The organism is Halotalea alkalilenta, from assembly GCF_001648175.1.
In the GTDB taxonomy this organism is placed as follows: Bacteria; Pseudomonadota; Gammaproteobacteria; order Pseudomonadales; family Halomonadaceae; genus Halotalea; species Halotalea alkalilenta_A.
The window spans coordinates 1,816,031-1,832,826 of the sequence record NZ_CP015243.1 but is presented as its reverse complement, the minus strand read 5'-3'; the positions used below and the strand labels follow the sequence as shown (position 1 = coordinate 1,832,826).

12 protein-coding genes are annotated in these 16,796 nt (G+C 67.8%); 6 read left to right on the top strand and 6 right to left on the bottom strand.

The features are described 5' to 3' along the window. Positions 1-12 precede the first annotated feature (12 nt). Together A5892_RS08040 and A5892_RS08035 are read right to left on the bottom strand one after the other, a co-directional pair. Positions 13-975 carry a FecR domain-containing protein gene (locus A5892_RS08040; protein ID WP_064122368.1) on the bottom strand — a complete coding sequence of 321 codons (963 nt, stop codon included), beginning with the start codon at positions 973-975 and terminating at the stop codon, positions 13-15. After that, positions 972-1,463 (bottom strand): sigma-70 family RNA polymerase sigma factor, encoded by a 492-nt coding sequence (locus tag A5892_RS08035; protein WP_064122367.1) that lies wholly within the window; start codon positions 1,461-1,463, stop codon positions 972-974. The genes A5892_RS08040 and A5892_RS08035 overlap by 4 nt, the downstream gene beginning before the upstream one ends. 267 nt (positions 1,464-1,730) lie before the next feature. On the opposite strand from A5892_RS08035, the gene A5892_RS08030 reads away from it, so the two are divergent. The 6 genes from A5892_RS08030 to A5892_RS08005 all read left to right on the top strand — a co-directional run bounded on the left by A5892_RS08030 (position 1,731) and on the right by A5892_RS08005 (position 11,267). Further along, positions 1,731-5,684 (top strand): non-ribosomal peptide synthetase, encoded by a 3,954-nt coding sequence (locus A5892_RS08030; RefSeq protein ID WP_064122366.1) that lies wholly within the window; start codon positions 1,731-1,733, stop codon positions 5,682-5,684. Next, on the top strand, positions 5,669-6,457 hold the full coding sequence (locus A5892_RS08025) for a hypothetical protein (RefSeq protein WP_064122365.1): 789 nt from the start codon (positions 5,669-5,671) through the stop codon (positions 6,455-6,457). The genes A5892_RS08030 and A5892_RS08025 overlap by 16 nt, the downstream gene beginning before the upstream one ends. Before the next feature lie 158 nt (positions 6,458-6,615). Then, positions 6,616-7,854 (top strand): isochorismate synthase, encoded by a 1,239-nt coding sequence (locus A5892_RS08020; protein ID WP_223302827.1) that lies wholly within the window; start codon positions 6,616-6,618, stop codon positions 7,852-7,854. Beyond that, positions 7,851-9,518, top strand: a complete 1,668-nt coding sequence (locus tag A5892_RS08015) for a (2,3-dihydroxybenzoyl)adenylate synthase (protein ID WP_082890334.1) — start codon at positions 7,851-7,853, stop codon at positions 9,516-9,518. The genes A5892_RS08020 and A5892_RS08015 overlap by 4 nt, the downstream gene beginning before the upstream one ends. 64 nt (positions 9,519-9,582) lie before the next feature. Next, positions 9,583-10,455 carry an isochorismatase family protein gene (locus tag A5892_RS08010; RefSeq protein ID WP_150123511.1) on the top strand — a complete coding sequence of 291 codons (873 nt, stop codon included), beginning with the start codon at positions 9,583-9,585 and terminating at the stop codon, positions 10,453-10,455. Further along, complete coding sequence (locus A5892_RS08005) at positions 10,452-11,267, top strand: 2,3-dihydro-2,3-dihydroxybenzoate dehydrogenase (RefSeq protein ID WP_082890333.1); 816 nt, start codon at positions 10,452-10,454, stop codon at positions 11,265-11,267. Before A5892_RS08010 ends, A5892_RS08005 begins: the two co-directional genes overlap by 4 nt. Before the next feature lie 95 nt (positions 11,268-11,362). Here the strand turns inward: A5892_RS08005 and A5892_RS08000 are convergent, their stop codons facing one another. From A5892_RS08000 to hflK, 4 genes are all read right to left on the bottom strand, one after another. Further along, the gene (locus tag A5892_RS08000; RefSeq protein WP_064122364.1) at positions 11,363-12,658 is read right to left on the bottom strand and encodes an adenylosuccinate synthase; all 1,296 of its coding nucleotides are present in this window, start codon (positions 12,656-12,658) and stop codon (positions 11,363-11,365) included. A 60-nt stretch (positions 12,659-12,718) separates the two neighbouring features. Further along, positions 12,719-13,903, bottom strand: coding sequence for an ATP phosphoribosyltransferase regulatory subunit (locus tag A5892_RS07995; RefSeq protein WP_064122363.1), 1,185 nt, complete (start codon positions 13,901-13,903; stop codon positions 12,719-12,721). A 271-nt stretch (positions 13,904-14,174) separates the two neighbouring features. Next, complete coding sequence (gene hflC / locus A5892_RS07990; RefSeq protein ID WP_064122362.1) at positions 14,175-15,059, bottom strand: protease modulator HflC; 885 nt, start codon at positions 15,057-15,059, stop codon at positions 14,175-14,177. Continuing rightward, positions 15,056-16,483: an FtsH protease activity modulator HflK gene (hflK, locus tag A5892_RS07985; RefSeq protein WP_064122361.1), complete on the bottom strand. Its 1,428-nt coding sequence runs from the start codon at positions 16,481-16,483 to the stop codon at positions 15,056-15,058. The genes hflC and hflK overlap by 4 nt, the downstream gene beginning before the upstream one ends. Positions 16,484-16,796: the final 313 nt, after the last annotated feature.

Sequence of the window (16,796 nt, the reverse complement as noted above, 5' to 3'; positions counted from 1 at the left end):
GCCCGGGAGTGATCAGCCTTCCAGCGTGCCGAGCGTGGCCCAGTAACGGGTGCGGTAGCGCACCCGCACCGGCAGGCTGGCCGCGATCGTCGCCAGTGCGGCATCGACGTCGTCGAGGCGCAGCACCGCCGAGATCCGCAGCGCCGCCACCGCCGGGTCGCATGAAAGCCAGCCACTGCGATAGCGGGCGAGCTCTTCGACGACCCGGTCCAACCGCCAGTCTTCGGCATAGAGAAGCCCCTGGGTCCAACCGATCGAGGTGGTATCGCCCGCCGTCGGTAGCGCGATCTCATCGCGATTGAAGCGCGTCGACTGGCCCGCATCGATCGTTCGGGAGGCGCCGCCTCGCGTATCCACCCGTACCCGCCCCTCCAACACCAGGAGATCGACCGTCGCGCCCTCCAGGCGCACCCCGAAGTAAGTCCCCAACGCCTCGACGCGCCCGCTCGGGGTATCGACGAAAAAGGGGCGCGCGGGTCGCTCGACGTCGGCGGCGGTTCGAACCACCAGCTCGCCTGCGATCAAACGCAGCCGGCGGCCGCGCCGGTCATACTCGATGTCGGCGGCGCTTGCGGTGTTGAGCCATAGTCGCCCGCCGTCGGCCAGCGTGATCTCGCGCCGCTCCCCCACCGCGGTACGCTGGTCGGCGAGCCAGTTGCTCCAGGGCAGCCGGCGCGTTCCCTCCGCTGCCAGCGGCAAACCGATCGCGACCATCGCCGTGGTCTTGAGTAACATACGCCGTTGGCGCCGGGCGCCGTCCAAGGTCTTTTCGCCGATCCCAGGCGGCAGCGCGCTGATCCGTTGGTCCAGCGCGGCCAGCCGCTGCCAGGCCTCGAGATGCTGGGGGTCTCGCGACAGCCAGCGCTCGAAGGCGGCGTGGACGCTGGGATTCGACGAGCGCTCCTCGAGCTTCAGCCACCAGCGCGCCGCTTCCCGAGCCACTCGCGACGACAGCGGCGGCTCGGCGTCGCTCATCCGCTGGCCTGCAGACAGTGGCTCAGCGCCTCGACCAGATAGCGCCTGACACTGCGCGTGGAGACACCGAGGCGGCGGGCGATCTCGGCCTGGTCGAGTCCCTCGAGACGCGCCATCAGAAAGGCGCTGCGCACCTTGGGTGCCAGGCCGTCGAGCAGACGTTCGATCTCGAGCAAGGTTTCGAGCATGATCATCTGCTCTTCGCTGGAGGGCACCGAGGAGGCCGGACAGGCAGCGAGGGCCTCGAGCAGGGCGCGCTCGAGCGCACGGCGGCGCTGGTGGTCGATCAGTAAATGCCGGGCGACGGTGACCAGATAGGCGCGCGGCTCATGCAGTCGCTCGAGCTGCCGGGCATCGACGCCGAGCAAGCGCAGGAAGGTATCTTGGACCAGGTCCGAAGCTGCGCCTGGATCGTCGAGACGGCCCGTCAGCCAGCGGGCCAGCCAGGCACGGTGATGGCTGTAGAGCGAATGCACGTCATGGACCATGACCTGAGGAAATCTCCACTACGATGGGGGTAGCCCGCCAGACGGCATAAGCCGAATCATTATCATTTGAATTGATCAGACGGCATGGTAGCCGATTCGTCATGACGACGCGATGCGCGCCTGGCACGCCGAGAAGCACCAGGTTGGTGCGCACGGCAGCGATGCGGCCCAAAAATGAACAAAAATTATTCTCATTTGGTTGACCTTAAGCTTTAATTTAAGTCACACTTTTCGACCGACAGATGGCGTTCCAGGAGTCGCAGGCGAGTGTCCCACTACACTTCCCATCCCACCGCTGCCAATCTGATCGATGTGCAGCGATACCCATTGACCGGCAGCCAGAGCGGCGTCTGGTATGCCCAGCAGCTGGGCGCCTCGGCCCAGGCCTACCTCACCGGCCAGGCGCTGGAAATTCGCGGTGCGCTCGACGCCGACCGGCTCGCTTGCGCGATCGAATCGAGCCTGGCCGAGGTCGAAGTGCTGCGGGCGCGGTTCGATGTGGACACCGAAGGCCCCTTCCAACAGCTCGAGGCCCATCCACCGATCCCGCTCGCGCGCATCGATCTCTCCGCCCACCCCACCCCGCGGGAGGCTGCCTGGGAATGGATGCTGGGACGGCTCGAGCGTGTGCTGGACCCGGCCAGCGATCCGCTGGTGGAGCAGGCGCTGCTGCGCATCGCCGAGCGGCACTGGATATGGTTCTCGAGCATTCATCACCTGCAGTTCGACGCCTATGCCTATGGACTGCTGCAGCAGCGTGCCGCTGAGCATTATCAGGCGCTCGGCACCGGAGTGGCGCCGCGCGAGGCCTGGTTCGGCAGGCTCGAGGCCCGGCTCGAGGCCGAGCGCGCCTATCGCGAGAGTCCGGCCTGCCTGAAGGATCGCGACTATTGGCACGGCCAGCTGGCCGAGGCCGGCGAAGCCGTCTCGCTGGCGGGGCGTTTCTCGCTCGCCGCCCCTCGCCCTCAGCGCCATCGCGTTACGCTCGATGCACAGCGTCGGGCCGCACTCGCGCGATTGGCCGACTCGCTCGATGCCACCCTGCCCGAACTGCTGCTCGCGATGATCGCGAGCTATCTCGCCCGGATGACCGCCAGCGCATCGCCGGTGCTCGGCCTGCCGATGATGGGTCGGCTCGATGCCAGCGCGCTGCGCACGCCGGTATCCGTGGTCAACGTACTACCGCTGCGGATCGAAGCCGGCCTGGAGACTGGGCTGGTCGACTGGCTCGCCCAGCTGCGCAAGGCGCTGAGCGGCGCCCGCCGCCACCAGCGCTATCGCCATGAATGGCTCGCCCGCGAGCTCGACCGGCTGCCCGGCGAGGCGCCGCTGTCCGGACCGCAGGTCAACATCCTGCCGTTCGCCCAGCCGCGGCTGTTCGACGGCTGCGCCACCGAGACGCACCACCTCGCTCCCGGGCCGGTCGACGACATGACCCTAAGCCTTTACCTCGGCAACGACGATGACGCACTGCATCTGACCCTGGAGAGCAACCCGAAGCTCTACTCGGCGCCCGATGCCCTTGATCATCTGACCCGGTTGGTGCAGTGGTGCGAGACGCTGGCCACCCATCCGCGCCAGCCGGTCGGCGAGCTGCCGATCGCCACCGCGGAGGAGCTCGAGCGCATCGAGCGCTGGAACGACACCGACCATCCGGTGGAGGAAACCGACCTGGCGACGCTGTTCGAGCGTCAGGTGGCACGCACCCCGGACGCCGAGGCACTGGCCTTCGAGGGCGAGCGGCTCGACTACCGCACCCTCGATACCCGTGCCCGGCGTCTCGCCGCGCTGATTCTCGCGCGCCTCGACACGCTCGCCGCGCCCGCGCCGCAGACGCCCCGGGTGATCGGCGTAGCGCTGCCGCGCTCGCTGGAACTCGAAATCGCCCTGCTGGCGATCCACAAGTGCGCCGCGGCCTACATGCCGCTGCCGCTGGACCAGCCGCCGGGGCGCTGGCAGCGGATGATCGAACGCGCGGCACCGCTCTTGGTGATCTGTGACGCGGACCACGCCCAAGCGCTGCCCGAGGGAGTCGAGTGGCTCGAATTCGACGCCCGGGACGAGCGTCTGACCGCACCTTCCGCACTCGACCAGCGCCGGCTCCCCGCGCGCTCGCCGACCGATCCGGCCTACGTGCTGTTCACCTCCGGCTCGACCGGCGAGCCCAAGGGGGTGGTGATCGAGCACCGTGCGATCGTCAACCGGCTGGAGTGGATGCAGCACGAATACCGCCTGAGTGCCCGCGACCGGGTACTGCAAAAGACCCCGGTCGGCTTCGACGTTTCGGTGTGGGAGCTGTTCTGGCCGCTGCTCCACGGCGCCACCCTGGTGATGGCGCGCCCCGAAGGCCACCGCGACCCGCGCTACCTGGCCGAGATCATCGCCGCCGAGTCGATCACCACGCTGCACTTCGTGCCCTCGATGCTCGCGGCCTTCCTCGACGAGCTCGAGCATGCCCCGCGCAGGCTGCCGAGCCTGCGACAGGTGTTCGCCAGCGGCGAGGCGCTCAAGCGCGGTCTGGTCGAGCGCTTCCAGCGTGCCTTCGAAGGCAGCGCACGACTGCACAACCTCTACGGCCCCACCGAGGCCGCGGTCGACGTCACCTACTGGCCCTGCGAGCGATTGAAGGATCGGGCCTCGGTACCGATAGGCCACCCGATCTGGAATACCCGGATCGAGATCCTCGACCCGCAGGGCCTGCGCCTGCCGGTCGGGGTGATCGGCGAACTCCACATCGGCGGGCGCAACCTGGCGCGCGGCTACATCGGCCGCCCTGAGCTCACCACGGAGCGCTTCGTCACCGGCCTCGACGGCCAGCGACTATATAAAAGCGGCGATCTGGCGCGCTGGAACCCGGCCGGCGAGCTCGAGTACCACGGCCGCATCGACCATCAGGTCAAGCTGCGCGGCCAGCGCCTGGAGCTCGACGAGATCGAGGCGGTGCTCGAGCGCCACCCGGCGGTCGAGGCCGCCGCGGTCAATCTCCATGCCGAACGGCTGATCGGCTACCTGGTGCTGGCCGAGGATAGCGCCATCGACTGGCGAGCCGAGCTCGACGATCACCTTCACCACTGGCTGCCCGACTACATGGTGCCGAGTGCACTGGTGCCGATCGAGCGACTGCCGCTGAGCCCCAACGGCAAGCTCGATCGACGCGCCCTGCCGCCGCCTCCCGAGGCGGCTACGCCTGCGCGTCGCGCGCCGTCATCGCCGCGCGAGCGCGAACTCTGCGCGCTATTCGCCGCCACCTTGGCGCTCGACGAATTCGGCGCCGATGACGACTTCTTCGACCTCGGCGGGCACTCGCTGGCGGCGGTGCAACTGGCACTGAGGATCCGCGAGGCGACCGGCGAGGAGGTCTCGATCGCCACCGTGTTCACCGCCCCTACCCCTGCGCGGATGGCGCGCGAGCTCGACCAGGCGCAGCGCGAGGGCGCGCTCGATCGCCTCCTCACCCTGCGCCGCGCCGCGCCTGGCAGCCGGACGCCCACGCTGTTCTGCTTCCACCCGGCCGGCGGGCTGGCCTGGTGCTACGCGGGGCTTGCGCGGGTACTGGGCGGCGACGGCGCGGTGATCGGCGTCCAGGCCGAAGGGCTGCGGGAAGGCGAGACACCGCCTGAGAGCCTCGAGGCGATGGCGCGCGACTATCTGGCCGCGCTGCGTACCCGCCAGCCACATGGCCCCTACAGGCTGCTCGGCTGGTCGCTGGGCGGCATGGTCGCCCATACCGTGGCCGCGCTACTGCAGGAGGATGGGGAGGAAGTCGAGCTACTCGCCCTGCTCGACGCCTACCCGAGCGACCTGTGGCGTCACATGATGCCACCCGATGAGCACGAGGCGCTGGTCGCGCTGCTGCGTCTCGCCGGCGTCGAGGCGCCGCCCGGGGCGCCAGTCGAGCGCGCCACCGTGGTCGCACTGCTCGAGCACGAACAGCACGCGATGGCGAGCCTCGATACCGCGACCCTCGACCGGCTGGTGGACGTGGTGATCAACTCGAGCCGTCTGGTGCGCGCCTCGCACCACCTGCGCTACCGCGGTGGGATGCTGTTCTTCACCGCCGCCGCGCCGCGCGAGCAGCACTGGCTCGAACGCTCCGCCTGGGCACCCTACGTCGAAGGCGAGATCGTCGGCATCGATCTCGACTGCGACCATCCCGGCATGATCCGCCCCGAGATGCTGGCGCGGATCGCCACCCGGATCGATCAATGGCTCGCACCGTGACCAAAGGCTTCGCTGACGTCGCCTCCGCGCTCGCTGGATGGTTCGACCAAGCCGGGCTGGTCGGCCTCGGTGAAGCCCATCTGACGCCCAAGGTGATGCGTGCGCTGACCGAGCTGATACTCAGCGAGGCGATCGCGTCGCGCTGCCAGGACCTGGTGGTCGAGTTCGGCTGCCAGCGCCACCAGGCACTGCTCGACGCCTACCTGGCCGGCAGCCGCCTCGGCGCCGGCGCGCTGAAGCCGATCTGGAACGATGGCCCCCATGCCACGCTCTGGCGCCACCCGGTCTATGCCGCTTTGCTGCGCCGCCTGCGGGCGGTCAATCGCAAGCGGCCCGCGCAGCGGCGGATGAGGATGTGGCTGGCCGAGCCGGCCGGCGAGTGGCCGTGCGCCGAGCGCGACAGGCACCGCCGCAAGGCCTTCCTCGGCTGCATCGAGCAGCGCCTGCTCGCGAGCGGTCGCCCAGGGCTTTTGCTCTTCGGCATGCGCCACCTGGCCCGCTCACCGGTCGATGGGCGTGTCACCCTCGCCAGCCAGCTGCTCGACGAGGGCATCGCACTGCGTACGCTGTGGCCGGAACTGCCACCGCGCTTGATGCCTTTCGATAGCGCCTGCCGCGATCTTGAGCTGATCGACGTCGAGGGCGATCTCGCCGCACGCCGGGTCAATCCCTGGGGCGGTGAAACGCAGCCGCTCAGCGAGCTCTGCGACGCGGTGCTGCGGGTGCCCGGGGCACGACGCGAGACCAGATGCCGGGGCCCGGATACCGCCTAGTCCCGCGTATCGAGCCAAACCTTGCGGATGAATGGAATACGCCGCAGTAGTGCGGCGACGACGCATCGACAAATGCGAATGATTCAGCCTCCGTTTGGATTTAACATGCCCACCCTGAGCCTTACACCGCCCCCTGTGATGGCGGTCAGGAGCGAACCGTGAACGACGAGATGGTCATCCCCCATCCCACCGGCGACGAGACCACCGCCGAGGCACTGGTCTCGGCCTATCGCGCGGAAGACTTCCTGTTCAGCTCGCCGACCCGCGCCCTGCTCGCCGGCGACTGGCTGGACACGCGCTCTCCGCGCGGTGATCAAGGCGAACAAGCCCTCGCCGAGCTGCTCGAACAAGGCCGGCGCGCGGGGATTGCGAATCCGCGGGTGGTCGGCGCGCTGCCGTTCGCCGATGATCGCCACGGCCGGCTGCTGCTGCCGCGACGCTGCACGGAGCGCTCCGCGCTGACCCACTGGGCGGCCCAGCAGACCGAGCCGGCCCTCGACGCCAAGGCGCGCCGCGTCACACCGCATCCGGACCGCGCCGGCTACTGCGCCGGGGTCGAGGCGGCGCTGGCCGAGTTCCGCGCCGGGCGCCTCGACAAGGTGGTGCTGGCCCGAACCCTCGAGGTCGAGACCGACGGCGCGCTCGACCCCACCCTGCTGCTGCGCCGGCTGCTGCATCGCAATCCCGAAGCCTATGTGTTCGCCACTCCGCTGGAGGCGCGCCAGTCGCCGGCGGTGTTCCTCGGCGCCAGCCCCGAGTTGATGGTGCGGCGAATCGGCCGACGGGTGATGGTCAACCCACTGGCGGGCTCGGCCGCTCGCCGCCGAGACCCCGAGGAGGATCGCCTGGCCGCAGCGGCCCTGCTGCACTCCGAAAAGGACCTGCGTGAGCACGCGCTGGTGATCGACGCGGTGGTCGCGGCGCTGCGCCCGTTCTGCTCGCAGCTCGAGGTGCCTGAGGGCCCGACGCTTCTGAGCACCGGCAAGCTCTGGCACCTGTCGACCGAGCTCAGCGGCGAGCTGATCGAGCCCGCGCCCTCGTCGCTCGCCATCGCTCGCGCGCTGCACCCGACGCCGGCGGTATGTGGTCACCCCAACGCCGCCGCCTTCGCTGCGATCCGCCGGCTCGAACCGTTCGAGCGCGAGCTGTTCAGCGGCCTGGTCGGCTGGTGCGACGCCTCGGGCGACGGTGAATGGGCGCTCTCGCTGCGCTGCGCCGAGCTGCGTGGCGAACACCTCACTCTCTACGCGGGCGCCGGGCTGGTCGAGGGCTCGACACCCGCCAGCGAGTTCGCCGAGACCGGCACCAAGCTCGGTACCATGCTGGCGGCGCTGGGCCTCGATGACTCGCTCGGCCAGGCGTCCACCACCTCATCCACTCCAGGGACAGATGCATGAACCACGCAGCCAACGCCCACCCGATCCAGGTGGCACCCGACGACGACGTCGCCGCCCTCTGCCCGGACTGGCCGGCGGAGTTCGTCGAACGCTACGTCGCCGCCGGCTATTGGCGAGGCGAGACCTTCAGTGGCTTCCTGCGTCAACGCGCCGCGGACCAAGGCGAGCGAATCGCCGTGGTCGATGGCGAGGCTCGATTGAGCTATCGCGAGCTGGACGCGCGGGTCGAGCGCTGCGCTCTCGGCCTGTACCGACTAGGGATCGACAAGGGCGACCGGGTGGTACTGCAGCTGCCCAATCGGGCCGAGTTCATCGTTGCCTGCTTCGCGCTGTTCCGCCTCGGCGCGCTGCCGGTGTTCGCGCTGCCCGCCCATCGCCGCAACGAGCTCGAGCACTTCTGCCGCTTCAGCGGCGCACGCGCGCTGATCACCGTCGACCGTTTCGAAGGCTTCGACCACCGCACGCTCGCACGCGAGACCCAGGCCGCGGTGCCCACGCTCGAGCATCTGGTGATCTGCGGCGAGGCGCAGGAGTTGGTCGCCTTCGACGACCTGCTCGCCACCGCCCCCGCGGCGGACGAGCTGCCAGCCCCACCGCACTCGCGCGAGCTCGCCTTCTTCCAGCTCTCCGGCGGCACCACCGGGCTCTCCAAGCTGATTCCCCGGCGCCACGACGACTACATCTATAGCCTGCGCGGCAGCAACGAGCTCTGCGGCATCGATGCCGACAGCGTCTACCTGGTCAGCCTGCCGATCGCCCATAACTTTCCGATGAGCTCGCCCGGTTTCCTCGGCGTACTCTACGCCGGTGGCCAAGTGGTGCTGGCACCGCGCCCCAGCCCGGATGTCTGCTTCCCGCTGATCGAGCGCGAGCGGGTCACCATCACCGCGCTGGTGCCACCGCTGGCGCTGATCTGGCTGGAGGCGGCGAGCCGAGGCGTCGAGCAGCTGGCGAGCCTCGAAGTGCTCCAGGTCGGCGGCGCCAAACTGGTCAGCGAGGCGGCGCGGCGAGTGCGTCCGACGCTCGGCTGCACGCTCCAGCAGGTGTTCGGGATGGCCGAGGGGCTGGTCAACTACACCCGCCTTGACGATCCCGAGGAGCTGATCATCCACACCCAGGGACGACCGATCTCGCCGCTCGACGAGGTGCGTATCGTCGATGACCAGGACCGTGACCTTCCCCCCGGCCAGGCCGGCCATCTGATCACCCGCGGTCCCTACACCATTCGCGGCTACTTCAACGCGCCCGAGGTCAACTCGGCCTCGTTCACCGCGGACGGCTTCTACCGCACCGGCGACATCGCCGTGCGCACCGAGCAGGGCGATCTGATCGTCGAGGGCCGCGAGAAGGACCAGATCAACCGCGGCGGCGAGAAGATCGCGATGGACGAGGTCGAGAACGTGCTGCTCGCCCATCCCGGCGTCCATGACGTCGCGGTGGTCGGCATGCCGGACGCCTACCTCGGGGAGCGCAGCTGCGCATTCGTCGTCGCCCGCGATGGCCAGGCGCTCGACAAGCGTGATCTCGCCCGCTTCGTACGCGGACGCCTCGCCGCCTACAAGGTGCCCGATCGCTTCGAATTCATCGACGCCTTCCCCCAGAGCGGGGTCGGCAAGGTGAGCCGCAAAGTGCTACGCGAACTGCTCAAGGAGCGCTTCGCCTGAACCCCATGCCGCCCGACCGCGCGCCGGGCGGCTTTCGCCTATCTGCCGTAGAGGTTGCATCACCATGACCATCCCCGCGATCACGCCCTATCCGATGCCCGGCGCCGAGGCTCGTCCCGACAACCGGGTCGACTGGCGGCCGGAAGCAGGCCGTGCGGCGCTGCTGATCCATGACATGCAGGAGTACTTCCTCGACAAGTACTACCGCGACCAGGCACCGATTCCGATGCTGCTCGACCACACTCGCCAGCTGCTCGACCATGCGCGCGCGAATGGAATCCCGGTGTTCTACACCGCGCAGCCGACCGAACAGCCCGATAGCGACCGCGCCCTGCTCAACGACTTCTGGGGCCCGGGCCTGCCCGCCCATCCCGAGCTCTACCCGATCGTCGCCCGCCTCGCCCCCACCGCGGACGAGGTGGTACTGACCAAGTGGCGCTACAGCGCCTTCCAGCGCTCCGACCTGCGCGCCCAACTGCGCGAGCTGGGTCGCGACCAGCTGATCATCACCGGCATCTATGGCCACATCGGCTGCATGGCGACCGCGCTCGAGGCCTTCATGCAGGATGTCCAGCCGTTCTTCGTCTACGACGCGGTGGCGGACTTCTCTGCGTCGGAGCACCGCATGGCCACCGACTACGTCGCGCGCAACTGCGGCGTGAGCCTGACCACCGCCGACACCATCGCCGCGCTGGACAGCGCCCGCGGCTTCGATCTGGCCGCCTTCGAGGCGGAGATCGAGCGGCTGCTCGAGACCCCGCTGGAGGAGATTCCCGGCGACGAGAACCTGATGCTCGCAGGGATGGACTCGATTCGTCTGATGAGCCTCGCCGAGCGGCTGCGCCGGGAGGGCATCGAGGTCGGCTTCGCCGATCTGGTCGAGCATGCGACGCTTGACGAATGGCGCGAGATCTTCCGCGCCGGTGGAATGAAATGAGCGGTGAAACGACCCTCTCGCCAAAGCCTCGGGACCAAGAGTTCGAAGGCCAGGTAGTGGTGGTCAGCGGCGCCGCCCAGGGCATCGGTGAGTGCTTGGTGCGACGCCTGCTCGAGCAGGGCGCAAGGGTTGCCGCGCTCGATCTCAAGCAAGCGGGACTCGAGCGGCTCGCCGCCACGCTCGACGCAGGCGAGCGGCTTTCGCTGCATCCGCTCGACGTCGCCGACACCCAGGCCGTCGACCAGGCCGTCGCCGCGGCCGAGGCCATCCACGGGCCGATCGATCACCTCGCAAGCGTCGCAGGCGTGCTGCAGATGGGCCGGGTGGTCGATCTAGAGGACCACGAATGGGAGCGGGCGCTTTCGATCAACGCAGGCGGCCCCTTCCGCCTCGCCCGCGCGGTGGCACGCCGGATGATCCCGCGCCGTCGCGGCGCGATCGTGGTGGTCAGCTCCAACGCCGCCGGTACCCCGCGGATGGAGATGGGCGCCTACGCCGCCTCCAAGGCCGCGGCGACCCAGCTGACCCGCTGCCTCGGTCTCGAGCTCGCCGAATACGGCATCCGTTGCAACGTCGTCTCTCCCGGCTCCACCGACACCGGCATGCAGCGCGGCATGTGGGCGGACGAGAGCGGCCGGGCCAAGGTGATCGAAGGCTCGCTCGCAAGCTTCAAGGCCGGCATCCCGCTGGGCAAGATCGCCACCCCCGACGACGTCAGCGACGCGATCCTGTTTTTGCTCTCCCCCCGTGCCGGGCACATCACCCTGCACGACCTGCGCATCGACGGCGGCGCCACCTTCGACCTTGGCTGAATGCCACGCCTAGGCGATGGCGGAAGGCGCCTGCCGAAACGAAAAACGCTCCGCCATGGGATTGGCGGAGCGTTTGCACTCAGAGACGATGAGGCTCAGTCGTCGAACGGGTTGTGCAGCACGATGGTCTCGGCGCGATCCGGACCGGTCGAGATGATCGCGATCGGGGTGCCCACTTCCTTCTCGAGGAAGTTGATGTAGCCGCGCGCATTGGCGGGCAGGTCCTCGACCCGCTTGACCCCGACGGTCGATTCGCTCCAGCCCGGCAGGTCGTGATAGACCGGCTCGATCGCCTCGTACCCTTCGGTATCGATCGGGCTGTCGATCAGTCCACCGTCCTTGGCGCGGTAGCCGACGCAGACACGGATGTTCTCCAGCCCATCGAGCACGTCGAGCTTGGTCAGGCAAATACCGGAGATCGAGTTGATCATCACCGCGTGGCGCAGCGCGACGGCGTCGAACCAGCCGCAGCGGCGGGCACGGCCGGTGTTGGAGCCGAACTCATGACCGCGCTCGGCAAGATGGCGGCCGAACTCGTCGAACAGCTCGGTCGGGAACGGGCCCGAGCCGACACGGGTGGTGTAGGCCTTGGTGATCCCGAGAACGTAGTCGAGATACAAAGGGCCTACGCCGGAGCCTGTGGCAGTGCCACCGGCGGTGGTGTTCGAGCTGGTCACGTAGGGATAGGTGCCGTGGTCGATATCGAGCAACGATCCCTGGGCCCCCTCGAACATGATGTTCTCACCCGCCTTGCGAAGGTCGTGGACGAAGCCCACGGTGTCGCAGACCATCGGGCGCAGCTCCTCGGCCATCTCCATCGCCTGGTCGAGCACCCGCTGGAAATCTATCGCCGGCTCGTTGTGGTAACGGGTCAGTACGAAGTTGTGATAATCGAGCACCTCGCCGAGTTTGCTGGCGAAGCGCTCGCGGTGGAGCATGTCGCCGAGCCGCAGGCCGCGGCGAGCGACCTTGTCCTCGTAGGCCGGCCCGATGCCACGGCCAGTGGTGCCGATCTTGGCGATGCCGCGCGCTTTCTCGCGGGCGACGTCGAGGGCGACGTGATAGGGCAGGATCAACGGGCAGGCGGGCGACAAGCGCAGGCGCTCACGCACCGGTACGCCGCCTGCCTCGAGCTCGGCGATCTCGCTGAGCAGCGCATCGGGAGAGAGCACCACTCCGTTGCCGATCACGCAAGTAACGCCCGGGCGCAGGATCCCCGAGGGGATCAGGCGCAGGATCGTCTTCTTGCCATCGATCACCAGCGTATGGCCAGCGTTGTGGCCCCCTTGGAAACGCACGACGGCCGAAGCGGATTCGGTCAGCAGGTCGACGACCTTGCCCTTCCCTTCATCGCCCCATTGCGTGCCGAGCACGACGACATTCTTACCCATGGCGGTTTGCCTCTGTAACGTGTGATGCCGGAATTGTCCTGGTCTGGCGGCGCGGGGTGCTCATGCGTCGAGCGGCACACAGCGCCATTCGCCGTCGATTCGCTCGAGACGGCGATTGCAGCGATGATCCAACGCGCCGGTGACCTGCCCAGGCAGCGCCTGGACCACTCGCTCACCGGCCGCGCGCAGTTTGGCGACGATGGCCTCCAGTTCGCCATTCTCGCCGGCGGGCGCCCAGATGCCGTCGCACGGCGGCAGCTGCTCGCGAAGCCCCGCGAGCAGCTTGAGCTCCATCGAGCAGCCGGTCGCCGGTCGCGAGCGCCCGAAAGCGCGCCCGGTGTCGTCGTAGCGTCCCCCCTTGACCAGCGCCTGGCCATAGCCGGGCACGTAAGCGGCAAACACCACGCCGGTGTGATACTGATAGCCGCGAAGCTCGGCGAGATCGAAGTAGAGCTCGACCTCGGGGTGCTCCGCGCCGATGCGTCGGGCCAGGTGCTCGAACTGCTCGAGCTGGGCCGAGATCTCCTCGGGCATGTCGAGGAAGGACTCGCGCGCCTCGGTGATCACCTCCAGGCCGCCATGCAGTCTCGGCAGGCGGGCCAGCATGTGGCGCAGGGAAGCGTCGATCTCGGCCTCTTCGAGCAGAGCATCGATCTCGGTATAGGCCTTGCGTTCGATCGCCTCGAACAGGTCGCGCTCGAGCGCGGCGTCGAGCCCCGCGGCCTCGGTGAGCACGCGATAGATGCCGATATGACCGAAGGCGAGGTGGACATCGGTGGCACCGGCGAGATAGAGGCTCTCCAGCGCCAGGCGAACGATCTCGAGATCCGCGTCGATGCCTGAATGGCCGAACAGCTCGAGACCGAGCTGCACCGGATTGCGCCCCCCCTGGTACTGGTCCGCCGTGGCGCGCAGCGCATTGGCGCAGTAGCAAAGCCGCGAAGGCCCGGGACGGCGCAGGGAGTGTGCGTCCATCCGCGCGACCTGCGGGGTGACGTCGGCGGAAAGCCCCATCATCCGCCCACTGGCCTGATCGGTGAGCTTGAAAGTCTGCAGCTCGAGATCGCTGCCGGTGCCGGTCAGCAGTGAATCGAGAAACTCGACCGGCGGCGGCACGACCAGGTCGTAACCCCAGCGGTGGTAAAGATCGAGAAGCGCGCGACGCAGCGACTCCATGCGCAGCGCCAGGGGCGGGAGCACCTCGTCGATGCCGTCGGGAAGAAGCCAGCGATCGGCCATGGTCATGTCTGGATGCCCTAGAAGTTTGACTGCTCGGACGTTCTCGCGCGGCCAAAGAGGCGCCGGATGGCGCTGGCGAGACGTCGGACTGCGGTGAAGCGGCCGGGCGATCGTTTCCCTTGGTCGGAAACGGCGGGAGCGCGTCGCGACTCGGCCACAAAAAAACCGGGGCGCGCCCGGTTTTGTGGATTCTACCACGCTTGCAGCGGCGTGCCATCCCGTACGGCATCCGGCGCCAGGAGCGCCGGATGCCGCAGTGGGCCGAGGGATTCGAAGCCTAGTTCTGAGCCTCGCCCTGCGGATTGCTGAAGTAGCGGAAGAACTCGCTGTCGGGACTCAGTATCAGCATATCCCCATCGCCGCTGAAACTCGTGCGATAGGCGTCGAGCGAGCGGTAGAAGCGGAAGAACTCGCTGTCCTGCTGATAGGCGTTGGCATAGATCTGCGAAGCCTCGGCATCCCCTTGCCCGCGCAGCGTCTCGGCCTCCTGACGCGCGGTGGCCAGGGCGACCTGGCGCTCACGATCGGCGCGGGCGCGAATACGCTCGCTCTGCTCGAGACCCTGGGCGCGATACTGGCGTGCCTCGGCATGGCGCTCGGTGCGCATCCGCTCGAACACCGCCTGGGTCACTTCACGGGGCAGCTCGACACGCTTCAAGCGAATGTCGAGGATCGCCACGCCGACTTCCTGACGCATCGCACGATCGAGGTTCGCCATCGGCTGGAGCAGCATTTCATCACGGTCCTCGCTGATGATGGTGCTGACGTCGCGGCTACCGAAAGCGTTACGCAGGCTTTCGTCGACGCGCGGTGCGATCAGGCTCTCGGCACGTGTCATGTCGCCACGGGTCGACTCGTAGAACAGGTTCGGGTCGGTCACCTGCCACTTGACGTAGGAGTCGACGATCAGTGCGTTACGCCCGGCGGTAAGGAAGCGGCTCTCGCTGCTCTCCACCGTCTGCACGCGGGCGTCGAACGTCCGCACGGTGTTGATCAAAGGCCATTTCAGATGCAGGCCCGGCGCAATGTCCGCCTCGACCACTTCACCGAAGCGCAGCTTGATCGCCCTCTGGGTCTCGTCGACCACGTAGAAGCTGGCGTTGGCGATCCAGGCGATGACCGCTAGCAGCGCGATGATGACCAATGCGCGGTTGTTGATCATTGCCGTCCCTCCCGCAGACCGCTGGTGTTGCTACCGCTCTGGGCCTCGGTACGGCCGGGGCGGTTGATGACCTGATCGACCGTCTGCCGGGAGACCGATTCGAGCCGGCGCACCTCATCGGGGTCGACCTGAGTCCCCTGCCCGTCCTGGCCGCGACCACGCAGCTGATCGAGAGGCAGATAGATCATCGAGTTGTTGTTCTGGTCGAGATCGACCAGGGCTTTCGGACTGCGAGAGTAGATCGAGCTCAGCGCATCCAGGTAAAGGCGTTCGCGAGTCACTTCAGGGGCCTGGCGATATTCGCCGAGCACCGCGAGGAAGCGGCTGGTCTGACCGCGAGCGTCGGAGACCACCGAGTTGCGATACCCGGTCGCTTCCTCGATCAGGCGCTGCGCTTCCCCTTCGGTCTGCGGCTGCAGGGCGTTCTCGTAGGCGCGGGCCTCGTTGATCGAGCGCTGACGATCCTCGCGCGAGCGAATCACGTCATCGACCGCATCCTGGACCTGGTCGGGTGCCTGGGTGCTCTCGAGGTTGACGGTCTGCAGTCTCAAGCCGACCCGGTAGGCGTCGAGCGCCTGCTGGAGCCGCTCGGCGACGGCGGGCCCGAGCTCCTCGCGACCGCTGAGCAGCGAATCCTGCACCGGCGGCGTCATGCTGATCAAAGGCACCGCATCCGGACCGGCACTCTCATCCTCGATCTGCGACGGGGCAGTGTCGTCAGCCTGCTGGACTTCCTGCACTTCGCTGGTGCTGGTCAGCACGTTCTGCATCCCGCTGGCGCCGACCACATGGCGCAGGGTCGAGTCCAGCGCATTGCGCAGGCTCTGCTCCGGCTCGCGTACGTTGAGCACGAAGTCGCGGGGATTGGCGACCTGATACTGCACCGAGATCCGCACGGTAACGATGTTGGTGTCGCTGGTGAGCATCGAGGAATTCTGCTGGAACGAACGCACCTCGGTGACGTTGACCAGACTGACCCTGTCGACCAGCGGCGGGTTCCAGTGCAGACCGGGGTTGACGGTGTCGTGATACTTGCCGAAACGCAGGACTACGCCGCGTTCGGACTGATCGACCAAATAGAAACCGGAGCCGGCCCAGACGCCCAAGGCGACCACCACCAGCACCGCCGGCAGGATCAGCGCGCTGTGCTTGCGCCCACCATTGCCGCCATCGCCACCACCGTTGGAGCGCTTTTTACCGCCGAACAGACCAGCCAGCCCGTTTTGCAGTTTCTTCAATGCTTCGTCGAGATCCGGTGGACGGCCACTACCCTTGTTGCCACGGTTGCCACCACCCCAGGGATCGTTCGGCCGCTTGTCATCGTCTCGGCCCCCCTGGTCACTGCCCTCGTCTTTGCGATTGCCGCTGCCCCAGGGGTCGTGGCGCTTGTCGTTGCCACCATTACCTGGCTCGTTCCAAGCCATACATCCTCTCCAAGAGTTCGTCGCCACCCGCCCACGCTCGTCAACGTGGCCCGGCTTCGATCATCGCGCTGTGGTCATCGCTGCCGCCGCGCGCAAGGCAAGCGCCGAAGCCGCAAGAAACGCATCTTCGATATGCTAGCCGCCAAGTCCGCATGAAGCGGCGAAAACAGTATCAACCCCCGTTCCATCGGCTGTGCACATTATCAACCATATGAATCGCAAAGCCTAATGTCGGTGCCGACAAGCTAACACCAAAGCGGCGCCACCCGCATCAGACTCGAGCTTAACGTTAGCTGAGCTGACCGAGCGACGC

Bases quoted from the DNA above. Each gene is read 5' to 3' on its own strand.
- A5892_RS08040 (WP_064122368.1), bottom strand. From the start codon at position 975: ATGAGCGACGCCGAGCCGCCGCTGTCGTCGCGAGTGGCTCGGGAAGCG.
- A5892_RS08035 (WP_064122367.1), bottom strand. From the start codon at position 1,463: ATGGTCCATGACGTGCATTCGCTCTACAGCCATCACCGTGCCTGGCTG.
- A5892_RS08025 (WP_064122365.1), top strand. From the start codon at position 5,669: ATGGCTCGCACCGTGACCAAAGGCTTCGCTGACGTCGCCTCCGCGCTC.
- A5892_RS08015 (WP_082890334.1), top strand. From the start codon at position 7,851: ATGAACCACGCAGCCAACGCCCACCCGATCCAGGTGGCACCCGACGAC.
- A5892_RS08010 (WP_150123511.1), top strand. From the start codon at position 9,583: ATGACCATCCCCGCGATCACGCCCTATCCGATGCCCGGCGCCGAGGCT.
- A5892_RS08005 (WP_082890333.1), top strand. From the start codon at position 10,452: ATGAGCGGTGAAACGACCCTCTCGCCAAAGCCTCGGGACCAAGAGTTC.
- A5892_RS08000 (WP_064122364.1), bottom strand. From the start codon at position 12,658: ATGGGTAAGAATGTCGTCGTGCTCGGCACGCAATGGGGCGATGAAGGG.
- A5892_RS07995 (WP_064122363.1), bottom strand. From the start codon at position 13,903: ATGACCATGGCCGATCGCTGGCTTCTTCCCGACGGCATCGACGAGGTG.
- hflC (WP_064122362.1), bottom strand. From the start codon at position 15,059: ATGATCAACAACCGCGCATTGGTCATCATCGCGCTGCTAGCGGTCATC.
- hflK (WP_064122361.1), bottom strand. From the start codon at position 16,483: ATGGCTTGGAACGAGCCAGGTAATGGTGGCAACGACAAGCGCCACGAC.